The sequence below is a fragment of the Polaribacter litorisediminis genome, from assembly GCF_019968605.1.
Taxonomy (GTDB): Bacteria; Bacteroidota; Bacteroidia; order Flavobacteriales; family Flavobacteriaceae; genus Polaribacter; species Polaribacter litorisediminis.
On sequence record NZ_CP082966.1, the window covers coordinates 1,241,907 to 1,255,843 of the forward strand.

15 protein-coding genes are annotated in these 13,937 nt (G+C 29.5%); 6 read left to right on the forward strand and 9 right to left on the reverse strand.

From position 1 onward, the window contains the following. The first annotated feature begins 86 nt into the window (after positions 1-86). From K8354_RS05335 to K8354_RS05350, 4 genes are all read left to right on the forward strand, one after another. A complete protein-coding gene (locus K8354_RS05335) occupies positions 87-932 on the forward strand; it encodes a transketolase (protein ID WP_223446039.1) in 846 nt (281 codons plus the stop codon). A 225-nt stretch (positions 933-1,157) separates the two neighbouring features. Further along, positions 1,158-2,291: a ParA family protein gene (locus K8354_RS05340; protein WP_223446042.1), complete on the forward strand. Its 1,134-nt coding sequence runs from the start codon at positions 1,158-1,160 to the stop codon at positions 2,289-2,291. 87 nt (positions 2,292-2,378) lie between these two features. Continuing rightward, positions 2,379-3,521 carry an N-acetyl-alpha-D-glucosaminyl L-malate synthase BshA gene (gene bshA, locus K8354_RS05345; RefSeq protein ID WP_223446044.1) on the forward strand — a complete coding sequence of 381 codons (1,143 nt, stop codon included), beginning with the start codon at positions 2,379-2,381 and terminating at the stop codon, positions 3,519-3,521. Positions 3,522-3,778: 257 nt separating this feature from the next. Then, positions 3,779-3,976, forward strand: a complete 198-nt coding sequence (locus K8354_RS05350) for a YwbE family protein (RefSeq protein WP_367890421.1) — start codon at positions 3,779-3,781, stop codon at positions 3,974-3,976. Positions 3,977-3,980: 4 nt separating this feature from the next. Here the strand turns inward: K8354_RS05350 and K8354_RS05355 are convergent, their stop codons facing one another. The 3 genes from K8354_RS05355 to mtaB form a co-directional block, all read right to left on the reverse strand. Further along, complete coding sequence (locus K8354_RS05355) at positions 3,981-4,889, reverse strand: lytic transglycosylase domain-containing protein (protein WP_223446046.1); 909 nt, start codon at positions 4,887-4,889, stop codon at positions 3,981-3,983. Positions 4,890-4,936: 47 nt separating this feature from the next. Continuing rightward, positions 4,937-5,596, reverse strand: coding sequence for an alpha/beta hydrolase family protein (locus K8354_RS05360; RefSeq protein WP_223446048.1), 660 nt, complete (start codon positions 5,594-5,596; stop codon positions 4,937-4,939). 71 nt (positions 5,597-5,667) lie between these two features. Continuing rightward, complete coding sequence (mtaB, locus tag K8354_RS05365) at positions 5,668-7,002, reverse strand: tRNA (N(6)-L-threonylcarbamoyladenosine(37)-C(2))-methylthiotransferase MtaB (protein ID WP_223446050.1); 1,335 nt, start codon at positions 7,000-7,002, stop codon at positions 5,668-5,670. Between the two features lie 123 nt (positions 7,003-7,125). On the opposite strand from mtaB, the gene K8354_RS05370 reads away from it, so the two are divergent. Continuing rightward, positions 7,126-7,623 (forward strand): GNAT family N-acetyltransferase, encoded by a 498-nt coding sequence (locus tag K8354_RS05370; protein WP_223446052.1) that lies wholly within the window; start codon positions 7,126-7,128, stop codon positions 7,621-7,623. Then, positions 7,620-7,946: an antibiotic biosynthesis monooxygenase family protein gene (locus K8354_RS05375; RefSeq protein ID WP_223446054.1), complete on the forward strand. Its 327-nt coding sequence runs from the start codon at positions 7,620-7,622 to the stop codon at positions 7,944-7,946. The genes K8354_RS05370 and K8354_RS05375 overlap by 4 nt, the downstream gene beginning before the upstream one ends. On the opposite strand, the gene K8354_RS05380 is transcribed toward K8354_RS05375, so the two are convergent. The 6 genes from K8354_RS05380 to K8354_RS05405 are packed head-to-tail and all read right to left on the reverse strand — an operon-like array spanning position 7,927 to position 13,809. Continuing rightward, positions 7,927-9,072: a geranylgeranyl reductase family protein gene (locus K8354_RS05380; RefSeq protein ID WP_223446056.1), complete on the reverse strand. Its 1,146-nt coding sequence runs from the start codon at positions 9,070-9,072 to the stop codon at positions 7,927-7,929. The two genes, K8354_RS05375 and K8354_RS05380, sit on opposite strands and share 20 nt — an antisense overlap. A gap of 37 nt (positions 9,073-9,109) precedes the next feature. Continuing rightward, entirely contained in the window at positions 9,110-10,120 is a 1,011-nt protein-coding gene (locus tag K8354_RS05385; protein ID WP_223446058.1) for an endonuclease/exonuclease/phosphatase family protein, read from the reverse strand. A gap of 20 nt (positions 10,121-10,140) precedes the next feature. Beyond that, complete coding sequence (locus K8354_RS05390) at positions 10,141-10,992, reverse strand: rhomboid family protein (RefSeq protein WP_223446060.1); 852 nt, start codon at positions 10,990-10,992, stop codon at positions 10,141-10,143. Then, entirely contained in the window at positions 10,992-11,717 is a 726-nt protein-coding gene (locus tag K8354_RS05395) for a rhomboid family intramembrane serine protease (RefSeq protein ID WP_223446062.1), read from the reverse strand. The genes K8354_RS05390 and K8354_RS05395 overlap by 1 nt, the downstream gene beginning before the upstream one ends. Positions 11,718-11,719: 2 nt before the next feature. Continuing rightward, a complete protein-coding gene (mutL, locus tag K8354_RS05400) occupies positions 11,720-13,534 on the reverse strand; it encodes a DNA mismatch repair endonuclease MutL (RefSeq protein WP_223446064.1) in 1,815 nt (604 codons plus the stop codon). Next, entirely contained in the window at positions 13,534-13,809 is a 276-nt protein-coding gene (locus tag K8354_RS05405; protein WP_223446066.1) for a riboflavin synthase subunit beta, read from the reverse strand. The genes mutL and K8354_RS05405 overlap by 1 nt, the downstream gene beginning before the upstream one ends. Positions 13,810-13,937 lie beyond the last annotated feature (128 nt).

Sequence of the window (13,937 nt, forward strand, 5' to 3'; positions counted from 1 at the left end):
GTTAATAATTTTCAAATAAATAATTTTTTAAATCATTTCTAATGCAATCACTTTTGTATTTTTGCTTCATAAAATAAAAGCATAAAATGTCAACAACACATAAATTACAGGAGTTTACGCAGCAAGTTCGTAGAGATATTTTAAGAATGGTACACAAAGTAAATTCTGGTCATCCGGGAGGTTCTTTAGGATGTGCAGAATTTATTACTTGTTTGTATCAAGAAGTAATGGAATATTCAACGGATTTTGAAATGGACGGACATCATGAAGATTTATTTTTCCTTTCTAATGGTCATATTTCTCCAGTTTATTACAGTGTTTTGGCTCACAGTGGCTTTTTTCCGGTATCTGAATTATCAACTTTTAGATTGTTAGATTCACGTTTGCAAGGGCATCCTACAACACATGAAGGTTTGCCTGGAGTTAGAATAGCTTCTGGTTCTTTAGGACAAGGAATGTCCGTAGCTTTAGGTGCTGCCCAAGCTAAGAAATTGAATGGTGATGATAAGTTAATTTACTCTTTACATGGTGATGGTGAGTTGCAAGAAGGTCAAAACTGGGAAGCAATTATGTACGCCTCAGGAAAAAAGGTTGATAATATTATTGCAACGATTGATTTAAACGGAAAACAAATTGATGGTGCTACAGACGATGTTTTGCCAATGGGAAGTATCAAAACAAAATTTGAAGCTTTTGGTTGGGATGTTTTAGAAGTAAAAAAAGGAAACGATATTGAAGCAATATTAGCGGGTTTAGCAGCAGCAAAATCATTAACAGGAAAAGGGAAACCCGTTTGTATTTTATTGTACACAGAAATGGGAAATGGAGTTGATTTTATGATGCATACCCACGCTTGGCATGGTAAAGCGCCAAGCGATGAACAATTAGAAAGCGCTTTATTGCAAAACCCTGTAACTTTAGGAGATTACTAGTTAATTATATAAGAATTTAACGATATACTTGTTTTTTGAAGGTAAAGATCTATCATTACTTTAAGATTTTAACATCTTGTATTTTAATTAAATAAAAAAGAATTTTATAATTGTATATTAGCTAAAAATCAAAAACTTTTGAGCATAGAAATAAAATAATTAGGTTTATTTCTGTAAGGCTTTTTAAAAATTATCATATTATTTATTTAATTACAGTGCTTAAAAATGGGTAAAATAATCTCTGTTTGTAACCATAAAGGAGGTGTTGGTAAAACTACCACTTGTGTTAATTTGGCTGCAGGATTAGGTGTTTTAGAGCGTAAAGTATTGGTTATAGACACAGATCCACAATCAAATGCTACGATATCTTTTGGGTTTACGTCTAAAAAATTAAACAATCCTGTTTTAGGTTTTATGAATTTTGTGTCTATTATTAAGAATAATCTTATTCACACGGATTCACCAAATGTAGACTTATTACCCTATTTTGAGGATGTCGACTTTTTTAAGGGAGGTATAGAAAATTCAAGATTTAAAAAGGCATTAGAAGAAATAAGTACTCTTTATGATTTTATTATTATAGATTGTGTGCCTTTTTTTAAAACCAAAAATTTAGAAATACTTGTGAGTTCTCATTCTGTAATTATTCCTGTTCAATGTGATTACTATGCGCTAGAAGGTTTGCATAGCTTTTTAAAAACGGTACGGTATGTGCAACAAAATTTAAATAAAAATTTGTATTTAGAAGGTATTTTATTAACAATGTTTGACAGCCGTCTTAATCTCTCTAAAAAAGTGGTGGCATATATGCAATCTCATTTTAAAGAAATTATTTTTAAAACAATAATTAACCGAAACTCTAAAATTACGCAAGCACCAAGTTTTGGTAAAAGTATTTTTCAATATGAAATTACATCTGTGGGTGCAAATGATTATTTACAATTTGCGAATGAAATTATAAAAAAAAATACCGTTTTAGAAACTTCAAAAGAAATACCAATTATTTTAAAGGAAGAAGAACGTGTTTTTAATAAAAAGATACTTTCTAAATCTATAAAGGCGCAACATAAAATTAAAAAAAATACACCTAAAATCATCAAAAAATTGATAGGTTTTGATAAACAGGAAGAAAATATATTTTTTTCTGATGATTTTAGTCATTTAATTGGATTGAATAAATATCAAGTTAAAAATAAATTGGGTCTTTCTGACAATAAAATTAGCAGCAATATTTGGATGTACACCAAAAAAAATGAAGATAATTTTTTAAAAAAGAAATATTTATACCTTTATTTTAGTGATAATATTTCAACTCATTATAAAATAAAGCGTTTTAAATCTTTTATTTCTTATTTTTAAAGGTCTATAAATTTTTATGTTTTATTTGAACATCAACTTTAAAATTAAAATTACGTTTATAAATAACTAAATACTAAATTATATTAAATGAAAATAGGTATTGTGTGTTATCCAACTTTTGGAGGAAGTGGTGTAATGGCGACAGAGCTAGGAATGGCTTTGGCAGACAAAGGTCATGAAGTGCATTTTATCACTTATAATCAGCCAGTTCGTCTAGATTTTTTATCTCATAAATTGCACTTTCATCAAGTTTTAATAGAAGAATATCCATTATTTCAATATCAACCTTATGAGCTGGCTTTATCTAGTAAAATGGTTTATGTTGTAAAAACATATCAATTAGATGTATTGCATGCACATTATGCAATTCCGCATGCCTATGCCGCGTATATGGCCAAACAAATGTTAAAAGAAAAAGGGATTGATATAAAAGTCGTAACAACTTTGCACGGCACAGATATTACCTTGGTAGGCAGTCATCCTACATATAAAACGGCAGTAGAATTTAGTATAAACAATTCTGATGTAGTAACTGCAGTTTCTAACAGTCTAAAGAAAACTACTAATCAGCTTTTCAATATTCATAAAAATATAGAAGTAGTCTATAATTTTATTGATATTCATAAATACGATAAAGCTGAAAATGAAGAGTGTAAAAGAGAAGCTTTGGCAAAACCAAATGAAAGAATTTTAACACACATTAGTAATTTTAGACCAGTAAAAAGGGTAGAAGATGTTATCAAAGTTTTTTACGAGGTTCAAAAAGAGATTCCTTCTAAGTTATTGATGATCGGAGAAGGTCCTGAAAGAAAAAAAGCTGGACTTTTAGCCAAACAATTAGGGATTAAACATTTAGTATTCTTTCTAGGAAATAGTACAGAAATAGATAAGATTTTATGCTATTCGGATGTGTTTTTATTGCCTTCACAAACAGAAAGTTTTGGTTTGGCAGCATTAGAAGCGATGGCTGCAAAAACAGCAGTAATATCTACAAATACCGGAGGATTACCAGAAGTAAATATTCATGGAAAAACGGGTTATTTAAGTAATTTAGGAGATGTTGAAGACATGGCAAAAAATGCAATTTCTATTTTAAAAGAGGATACCGTTTTAGAAACATTTAAACAAAATGCCAAAGAGCATGCTAAAAAGTTTTCTTTAGATAATATACTACCAGTGTATGAGGATATTTATAAATCTTGTTACCAGAACAAAATTGGTTCTATTTAATTATGTTACCTTTTAATAGTTTACTACATAGTGTCTTTTTTACTTACTTTTTATTTAAGAAAAATACCGTAAAAAAGCTCCTGATTCTTTTTTTTAATTTCTTTGGATCAAAAAATAATTCAATTTATTTATCTGACATTATAAAGTGAAATTTGTATAAACTAAAGAAGTTTATGGGTGTTAAAAATCAGCTATTATATATTAAAAGTCTATCAAATTTTGACAGACTTTTTTACCTTTACAAAAAATTATAAAGTATGATTGACGGCAGAAAAAGAGCAAATATTAAAGTAGGAATCTTTGTGGAAATTGTTCAGAAGCCTCATCAAAGGACAGGAGAATTAACACAAGGAGTTGTATTTAAAATACTCACAAAATCTAGCCATCATCCTCACGGTATTAAGGTTCAGCTAGAATCTGGTTTAGTAGGTAGAGTTAAAAAAATTATTGATTAATATTCTAATTTACGGGTATTTTAATTTCGTACTCTTTTCTGCTTTTATTATTCAATTTATTTTCTCTTAACCAAGGATTATGAATTTTAAATTCTTTGTAAGTTAATCCATATCCTTTTGCAAAAGAAGTAATATTGGTAATAGCAGTATCTACTTTAATCGTTTTTGTTTTTTGTAACGTATATAAATCTTCTTTTTCAAAAACGAAACCATATTTTTTAGGATTATTCATCACTTCTTTTAAAGCCAAAATTCTAAAAACATAACGTTCCGTTTCATTCGGTAATTTTGCATCGTAATAATTTGTAACTTCTTGAGTTTCTAATCTTCGAGAAACACCATAATTACCTGCATTATAAGCTGCCGCAGCTAAAGTCCAAGATCCTAAATTATTTTTAGAATTTTTTAAATATTCAGCAGCCACTTTTGTAGATTTTTCAATATCATATCTTTCATCTACATTGCTATTAATTTCTAAACCATATTCTTTACCAGTTGCTTTCATAAAATGCCACATTCCTGCTGCACCCGCAGAAGAAGTTTCATCTATAAAAGCACTTTCTGCCAACGCTAAAAATTTAAAATCATCTGGGATACCATATTTTTCTAACAAAGGTTCTATAATCGGGAAATATTTATTTGCACGTTTTAATAGCAACAAACCATTAGATTGCCAGTACGTATTAACCAACAGTTCTCTTTCCATCCTTTCTCTAATATCTTGCTTTTCTATAGGCACTCTTTCACCTGCCAAATTCAAATTACTTGGCAGTTTTAGCGCTTTGATTTTATACATTTCATGAGTGCTTGTATTTGGACTAGGCTCTATTTCAGTTTTATTTATAGCATTTATAAATAAAAGAGTTACAATAAGAATGCTTAAAAGAGATAAAACGCGGACGTACTTATTCATAATAAATTTATTTTAGAATAGTATAAAAGTAAGAAATAGAAATAGGTTTAGCAAGCTAAACTTTCATGAATTAGTTTAGAAATCTGTTTTGCCTTTAAAATGATCATAGAGTGATTTCCATCTTCAATTTTAATACAATTTTTGATGTTTTTAAACGGAAAGATATTGTCTTTTGTTCCATGAATGTGAGTAATATTTGGCAATTTTTTTTCTTGTTGCCAATTGACAACGTTATAAATAGACCATTTTAAATAGCTTTTTTCTCTCACAGAAAGATATTTTTTATACATTTTTGCCTTTTTCCCCAATGATTTACCGATAAAAAATTTAGAATATTTTTCAAAATTGGTAACAATTTGAGTAGGAAATAGTTTGTAAATTTTACTTTTACTTGCTAATTTATATCTTTTAGGAAGCTCATTTTTAGATTTTACACTAGAGATTATAATGATCTTTTGTGTTTCTATAAACTTACTCATTTCTTGTACAATAATTCCTCCAAAAGAAACTCCTATTAAAACAGGTTTTTTGTGTTTTATATCATCGGTCATTCTTTTTGCATAATTTGCAATGGTTTCATTCATCTGTAACGGAGGTTTCCAAGTTAAATAGTGCAATTCGTATAGATGAGGGTTTAACGTTAAATTGTAAAAAATTTCAGGACCAGCTGCCAAACCTGGCATAAAATACAGATGTGTTTTAGACATTTTAATTTTTTAAGTGATCATATGATTTTGTAATTTCCTATAATTTATTCAAGTAAGTTTACTATTACTTATTAGATTGTAACAGCATCCTTTATAAAATTGAAACGAACCAGACCATCATCATCAATTTTAGTCAGTGTAATTTTATGCAAAGTATTTACCAATTCTGGATGCCAAGGAGTTTTTACTTTTACATAATTTTCTGTAAATCCATGAATATACCCTTCTTTGTTTTCATTTTCGAATAAAACGGTTAAGTTATTCCCTAGCTGGTCTTCATAAAAAGAGCGCCTTTTTTTTGCTGATAAACCGCGTAACATTTTACTGCGTTTTGCACGTACTTTTTTAGGGACAACTCCGTCTAAATTTACAGCCTCTGTATTAGGTCTTTCAGAGTAGGTAAAGACATGTAAATAGGAAATATCTAATTGGTTTAAATAGTTGTAAGTTTCTAAAAATAATGCATCCGTTTCACCCGGAAAACCAACAATTACATCCACACCAATACACGCATTGGGCATTGTTTCCTTAATTCTTGAAACTCTATTTGTATAGGTATTCGACAAATATCTTCGTTTCATTTTCTTTAATAATTCATCACTTCCAGATTGCAAAGGAATATGAAAATGTGGTACAAAAGTATTCGATGTAGAAACAAAATCAATCGTTTCATCCTTTAGTAGATTGGGCTCTATGGATGAGATTCGTAAACGATGGATATTCTCAACTTTATCTAATTTTTTCACGAGGTCTAAAAACGTGTGTTCGTGTTTTTTATTGCCAAATTCTCCTTTACCATAATCCCCAATATTTACACCGGTCAAAACAATTTCTTTAATTCCTTTGGATGCGATTTCTTTTGCATTTACAAGCACGTTTTCTAAAGTATCACTTCTAGAAATTCCACGTGCTAAAGGAATTGTACAATAGGTGCATTTATAATCGCATCCATCTTGTACTTTTAGAAAAGCACGAGTTCTATCGCCTATAGAATAAGATCCAACATAAAAATCGGCATCAGAAATTTCACAAGAATGAATTTCTCCAAGTTCATTTTTGCTTAAATCGTTAATGTAACTCGTAACATTAAATTTTTCTGTTGCCCCTAAAACCAAATCTACACCATCAACGGAAGCCAATTCTTCTGGTTTTAATTGAGCATAACATCCAATCGCAATTAAAAAAGCATCGTCGTTTTTCTTTAAAGCATTTTTTACAATCGATTTAAAACGCTTGTCTGCATTGTCTGTAACAGAACAAGTATTAATTACATAAATGTCTGCTTTCTCTTCAAAATCCACGCGTTTAAAACCTTCATTTACAAAGTTTCTTGCTATGGTGGATGTTTCAGAAAAATTTAATTTACAACCCAAGGTGTAAAAAGCTACTTTTTTATCTGTGATCATTCTTGTACTTTTACTCGATAATTGAGGTTTTATAATTCTATAGGCCTATTTATGCGTTAGCCCTTTCTAATAAAAGTGGCCAACTAATTAATAGTTTGCCTGTGCAAATTTACAATAATATTGATGATTTTTGAGACGGAAAGATTACTTATTAGAAAACTAAATTTAAATGATTTAGGACCTTTTCATCAATTGGAAAGTAATCCTAAGGTTTTAAAATATGCAACAGGAGAAGTAAAAAATCTTAAAGAAAATAACATAGAACTTTTAGATTTAATTGCTAGATATGATAAACATTTGAATGACTTTTGGATTTACGCAATTGAAAGAAAATTAGACAATAAATTTATAGGTACTCTAGCTTTGGTAAAAGATAATATTAATGATGAAATTGGGTATCGTTTTTTAGAAAAATACTGGGGTAATGGTTATGGTTTTGAAGTTTGTAAAGCAACAATTATATATTGCAAACAAAGAGGAATTAAAAAATTAGTAGGCTACGTGGTTGATGAAAATATAGCATCAGTAAAAATTTTAAAAAAGTTAAATTTTAAAATTGTTACGTATTTTTTAAGTGATGACATAAAACTACCCGAAACTAAATACGAATTAGAATTATGATTGTAACGAATTTAAAACCTCCATATTTTGCGGTAATTTTTTCAACAATAGTAGAAGATAGTCTGGAAGGTTATTTAGAAACTGCTGACAGAATGGAAGAATTAGCCAAACAACAAAATGGCTTTTTAGGAATGGAGTCTGCAAGAACGGAAATAGGAATTACAGTATCTTATTGGCAAACTGAAGAAGATATTATTGCATGGAAAAATAATATAGAGCATACAGAAGCTAGAATTTTAGGGAGAGAAAAATGGTATAAACAATACCAATTAAGAATCTGTAAAGTAGAACGAGAATATGGATTTAAAAAATTTTCTCTTTAACTTTATTCTTTAGTTTTTCCGAAACATTGGTTGGAAAAGGTCTATCGCCATGCAAAACATCGACCATAATTGTATTAAAATGTTGTCCATATTTGTTTAATATAAAATTTCTAACAGGATTTTTGTGATAGAAAAATTTAGATAAAATTTGTCCAGATTTTAATTCAGGCAATAGCTTGATATTCAGTTTTTCTAGATATATTTTTTCAGCCAATGCTTGGTCTAAATTACTTTCAATAATTGCTTCCGCCACGTATTTTCCGCTTAAAATAGCATTAGAAATTCCTTCAGCAGTAATAGGCTCTGCAAACCCTGCTGCATCACCAATTAGGAAGACATTATTTTTTACAAATCCGTCTGTTCTTGGTGCAATCGGAATTTGAAAACCATGCGCATCTTCTTTTATGATTTCTTTAATTCCTAAAGTATGTATATATTTTCTGTAGTATTCTTTTAAATTTATTTTCCCTTTTTTTGTTGTTAAAACCCCTAGTGATAAATGGTTTTTCTTTGGAAAACTCCATGCATATCCGTACGGAACAGCATCAATATCAAAACGAACACTTTTAGAGAGGCGTTCAAAATCTTCTGCAGATACCTCTACTTCATATTCTAAAGCAGGAATTAGTTTTCTAGTGTCTTCTTTCCAACCAGCCATTTTTGCAGTCGGACTTAAAACACCATCCGCAGCAATTACAAAATTTGCAGAAATTTCTCCTTGTTCCGTTTTTAGAATCGACCTTTTATCTCTGTAATCAATCGCTAGTAATTTATGGTTTTCTAATAAAGTAACACCAAATTCTTTTGCTTTTTTCGTAATTAAATGATCAAAAGAATCTCTCATAATCATTGTAATTATTGGAGTTTCCTTGTACGATTTATAACAAATTTCTAAATTATTATTAAAATAACTATCTACTGAAAAAAATTCGCGTTCAATAACTTCAGAAATATCAAAAGGCATCTCTTTTTTACCTCTATTGACAAAGCCACCACCACATGTTTTATATCTTGGTAGGGTTTCTTTTTCAATAATTACAGTAGAAATTCCTTGTTTGCCTAGATAAAATGCTGTGGATGCTCCAGAAGGACCACTACCGATAATTGCGACATCAAAATGTTTCATGAAATTTATAGCTTTTATAGTACGAATATATAGAATCTTACCAATTTATTTTGGCTAGAATAGGGAAGTGGTCTGAATTATTCTCAGAAAAAGAATGAAACTTATTTACAATGGCTGTGCTATCGGTTAAAATAAAATCAATGCGCATAGGAAACCAGTAATTATAGGTCTTTCCGAAACCATCACCAGCTTCTATAAAAGTATCTTTTTTATTTTTTGAAATCTGATTATACACCCAAGAATACGAAGTGTTATTAAAATCGCCAGCAACTATTTTTTTTCCTTTCCATTTTTTTTCATGTTCTAAAAATACTTTAGTCTGAGCCGCTTGTTTTTTAAAACCTTCCTCTAATCTGGCAATTAATTTTTGTGAATTTTCTTCTCCGAAATTTTCTTTGTCAGTTCTTAATTCTAGCGATTGTAAATGTAAATTATAGACTCTTACCGTATCTTTTTTTCTTTTAATATCAACAAAAATAATATTGTTAGAGGTGTTCTTTAAATTTAAAGATCCTTTATTTATAATTGGAAATTTAGAGTATATCGCCAAGCCGATTTTAGCTTTATTATTTTTTGTTTTTACGTATTTATATGGATAAGAAAATTGTTGTTTTTCTAAAATATAGTACTCTTGAAATAGTAAAACATCTGGTGATTTTTCCATGACAAATTCATTAATTTTTTGAGGTATATTTTCTTCATTAATCCATTTCCAATGGTTAAACATTCTTACATTATAACTCATCACTTTTAAATCATCATTTAAAGAAGAGCCATTACTTGTTAGTTTGTATAAAGGTGGGGTAAAATACCAACCTATACATAGAATTAAAGTAGATACAATGAGCTGTTTCTTTAGTTTTAGCAGCCAAAACAAAGCAAAAGCAACATTAATAAAGATTAAAATAGGCACTAATAAACTTAAAATAGCAAAAACAGCAATGCTATTTGGCGATATATACGGAAGTAAATAAGACAACAATAAGAGTGTTGCCAACAAAGAGTTGATTATAAAAATGATTTTATCGATAAATGATAACTTTTTCACGTTGGTGAGTTAAAATAATATTATTTTTTTCCTTGTTTAAATAAAAATTCTTTTTCTGATTTCGTTAAAGTATCATAACCCGATTTGCTGATTTTATCTAAAATTGCATCAATTTGCTTTTGATTTAAATTGACATTTGAACGCTCATTTTTCTTTTCTTTTGATTTATAAACTGTTTTTAAAGGTTTCTCTTTCTTTTTAAAGAGATTCCCTAAATTATCAAACAAAGAAATTTCTTTATTACTTGCTTTGGTTACATATAAAAAACCAAATAAAGCGCCTCCTAAATGCGCAAAATTTCCACCAGCGTTTGTACCGATTAAACCCAAAACATCTAAACCAACCCAAATTGCTGCTAAATACCACAATTTAACATAGCCAATAAACCGTATTTTTAACTCATAATTTGGCATGTAGGTTGCTATACCCACAAAAATTGCAGACACCCCAGCAGATGCACCTACTAAGTAGGTAGCTTTTCCTTCAAATAAAGGAAAGTAATTCTGGCTTAATAAATATAAAATACCACCAAAAAAAGTGCCTAATACATAAAATGTTAACAATTGTTTTTCTGAAAAATATTGAAGAAATAAATTTCCTACAAAATATAAACCAATTAAATTAAATAAAATATGCAAAAATCCTCCATGTAAAAATCCATAAGAAATAATAGACCAAGGCTTTATAAACATGGAATCAAAACGGTCATCTAAAGCAAACCACTCAACGATAAAATTGGCATTGCCATTGTATAATTTTGAAAATACGGTTATTAAAAGCGTAAAAACAAATACCCCAATATTGATGAGTATCAATTTCTCAATAATATTTCCGGTACTATATCTTCTTTTAATTTCTTCTATAATATTCATCAATTGAATTTAAAATGATTTTGTTTCCAATAATATGCAATGATAAAACCAATCAAAGCACCACCTATATGTGCAAAGTGAGCAATATTTCCAACAGAGTATTTTGTCATCCCAAAAAATAAATCACCCAAAATCATTACCGGAATAAAGTATTTTGCTGCAATGGGAACAGGAAAAAATATCAATGCTAATTTTGCATCTTTAAAATACAATCCAAAAGCAACCAAAATTCCATAAACGGCTCCAGAGGCGCCAACTGCCGGAGTGTGATATAGGCTGTAAAACTTTATCATTTTTTCATTAGACAGCATTATTCTTGCATCATTATAACTCCCAATATCTAAAATATTTTGAATTTCTTTACCGGAAAGACCAAAGTTTATTAGTTGTTCATAAATATGGTTAAATTGGTAGTAATTAACCAAGGTGTAGATAATTCCTGCACCAAGTCCTGCTGAGAAATAGAAAAATACAAACTTTTTCTTTCCCCACATTTGTTCTAAAGGTGTTCCGAATGCCCATAAACCATACATATTAAATAAAATATGCGGAAAACTTCCATGCATAAACATGTGCGTTACATATTGCCAAATGCCGAAATTTTCATTTTTCGGAAAATGCAACGCCAGCATATTCGTAAAATCTAATTTTAGTAATTGCGGCGCAATAAATAAAATTACATTGATTATGATGATGTGTTTTATGGCGTCTGTAAGTTTATTCATAGTTAGCTCTTAAATAAATGATCAATTTCATTTAATGTTAAAGTTTTAAATGTTGCTTTTCCAAAAGGAGAAACAGAAGGATCTTTGCAAGAAAATAAATCATGCACCAAACCTTCTTGCTCTTTTACAGAAAGCTGTGTTCCTGTTTTTATCGATAATGTTTTTGCAAACGATTTTGCCATCACATCAAAATGACTAAAACTAGCATCGGGTACTTCAAAGTTTATGTCGTTTAAAAGTTCTTCTAAGATAATAGTAATTTTGCTTTCTATCACAGAAACAGGTATTCCTTTTATGGTAACACTATCTTTAGTGAATTCATCAAAAGAAAAACCTGCGTTCTCTAATTCTGATTTCATGGTGTAAATCATTTCTATTTCTTGCGATGAAAAAGATATTTTTACAGGAAATAATAATTGCTGACTATTTGCCTCTTTTACGGTAATACTTTCTAAAAATTCTTCATATAAAATGCGCTGATGCGCTAAAGTTTGATTAATTAAAACCACACCAGACTTTATAGAACTCATTAAGTATTTACGCTGAATTTGAAAGGTTTTCTGTGTTTTTATTTCCTGTTGATGCTCAAATAATTCTTCTTGTTTTTCTTCATCAGAAATAGCAACCGAAGTATACAGAGATTCCCAACTTTGCGTGTTTTGTTCTTTTCTGTAAGGATATGAAATTTCTTTTTGTGTAGTTTCTTTAAACGGATTAAAATCAGGATCTACATGAATTTTCGGAGTAGAAGTTGTGCTTGCATTTTTATTAGAATGATAGGAAGTATCTAAACTAGCATCTCTGTTAAAATCTAAAACAGGCGCTACATTATATTGCCCTAAACTATGTTTAACAGTAGCTCGTAACATAGCATATAATGCTTTTTCATTATCAAACTTAATTTCTGTTTTTGTAGGATGAATATTGATGTCAATAGAATTTGTGGGTACTTGTAAATATAAAAAATAGGAGGGATGCGAACCTTGTTCTAACAAACCATCAAAAGCATTAACCACAGCATGATTTAAATAAGAGCTTTTTATAAAACGATCGTTTACAAAAAAGAATTGTTCGCCACGTTTTCTTTTTGAAAATTCGGGCTTGGCAATAAAACCATTAATGGTAACAATGTCTGTTTGTTCATTTATGGGTACAAGTTTTTCGTTCATTTTAATCCCAAAAATAGCGACAATTCGTTTTCTTAAGTTGCTACCTTTTAGATGATATACTTCGTTATTATTATGGTGCAATAAAAATGAAATTGTTGGATGTGCTAAGGCAACTCGCTGAAATTCATCAATAATATGTCTAGTTTCAACAGTATCTGATTTTAAAAAATTTCTTCTGGCCGGAATGTTGTAAAATAAGTTTTTTACAGCCATGCTTGTGCCTTTTGAGGTACTGATAAAGTCTTGAGCAACTATTTTGCTTCCTTCTATTTTAAGACAAGTTCCTAATTCCTCATTTTCTTGTTTCGTTTTTAGCTCTACATGAGAAATTGCCGCAATCGATGCTAAAGCTTCGCCTCTAAAACCTTTTGTACATAAATTAAATAAATCTTCTGCTTTCTGAATTTTTGAAGTGGCATGTCTTTCAAAGCTCATTCTAGCATCGGTTGCGCTCATACCTTTGCCGTCATCTATTACTTGGATTAAGGTTTTGCCAGCATCTTTTAAAAGTAACTTAATATTTGTTGCACCTGCATCTATTGCGTTCTCTAATAATTCTTTAACTACAGAAGCTGGTCTTTGCACCACTTCTCCTGCAGCAATTTGATTGGCTACATGATCTGGTAAAAGTTGTATAATGTCTGACATTATTTAGAAAAGAATATTGAAAGATCAAAATCGATAATATATAAGAAGATCAGAACCAATATTATAACAATAAAAATAATGATTTTATTTCCCCTTTTATCCGCATTTTTAAGATCATTAATCGCTTCTGTAAATTTAGATTTTAAGCCTTTATTTTTACCAGCAGTGGTTCTAAACTTATCTAGTTTATGCTCAATTTTAAAAGGATTTCCTTCTCCTTTATAATACCGAGGCTGATAATCGAATTTTTTATTTGTTCTTTTTAGAAATCCCATAACTTTAAAATAATTGATAATACTGATTTAAAATGAATCAAATTTTATACCAATTTTAAGTAAATCAAATTTAAAGAAATAAACGCAATGCGTCAACAAATGATGTTAAAAGTATTCTTAAATTTCTG

What these genes read in the sequence shown, in the direction of transcription:
- K8354_RS05375 (WP_223446054.1), top strand. Translation starts at nt 7,620, where the DNA reads ATGATTGTAACGAATTTAAAACCTCCATATTTTGCGGTAATTTTTTCA.
- bshA (WP_223446044.1), top strand. Translation starts at nt 2,379, where the DNA reads ATGAAAATAGGTATTGTGTGTTATCCAACTTTTGGAGGAAGTGGTGTA.
- K8354_RS05405 (WP_223446066.1), bottom strand. Translation starts at nt 13,809, where the DNA reads ATGGGATTTCTAAAAAGAACAAATAAAAAATTCGATTATCAGCCTCGG.
- K8354_RS05350 (WP_367890421.1), top strand. Translation starts at nt 3,779, where the DNA reads ATGATTGACGGCAGAAAAAGAGCAAATATTAAAGTAGGAATCTTTGTG.
- K8354_RS05390 (WP_223446060.1), bottom strand. Translation starts at nt 10,992, where the DNA reads ATGAATATTATAGAAGAAATTAAAAGAAGATATAGTACCGGAAATATT.
- K8354_RS05395 (WP_223446062.1), bottom strand. Translation starts at nt 11,717, where the DNA reads ATGAATAAACTTACAGACGCCATAAAACACATCATCATAATCAATGTA.
- K8354_RS05360 (WP_223446048.1), bottom strand. Translation starts at nt 5,596, where the DNA reads ATGTCTAAAACACATCTGTATTTTATGCCAGGTTTGGCAGCTGGTCCT.
- K8354_RS05335 (WP_223446039.1), top strand. Translation starts at nt 87, where the DNA reads ATGTCAACAACACATAAATTACAGGAGTTTACGCAGCAAGTTCGTAGA.
- mtaB (WP_223446050.1), bottom strand. Translation starts at nt 7,002, where the DNA reads ATGATCACAGATAAAAAAGTAGCTTTTTACACCTTGGGTTGTAAATTA.
- K8354_RS05370 (WP_223446052.1), top strand. Translation starts at nt 7,126, where the DNA reads ATGATTTTTGAGACGGAAAGATTACTTATTAGAAAACTAAATTTAAAT.
- K8354_RS05355 (WP_223446046.1), bottom strand. Translation starts at nt 4,889, where the DNA reads ATGAATAAGTACGTCCGCGTTTTATCTCTTTTAAGCATTCTTATTGTA.
- mutL (WP_223446064.1), bottom strand. Translation starts at nt 13,534, where the DNA reads ATGTCAGACATTATACAACTTTTACCAGATCATGTAGCCAATCAAATT.
- K8354_RS05340 (WP_223446042.1), top strand. Translation starts at nt 1,158, where the DNA reads ATGGGTAAAATAATCTCTGTTTGTAACCATAAAGGAGGTGTTGGTAAA.
- K8354_RS05380 (WP_223446056.1), bottom strand. Translation starts at nt 9,072, where the DNA reads ATGAAACATTTTGATGTCGCAATTATCGGTAGTGGTCCTTCTGGAGCA.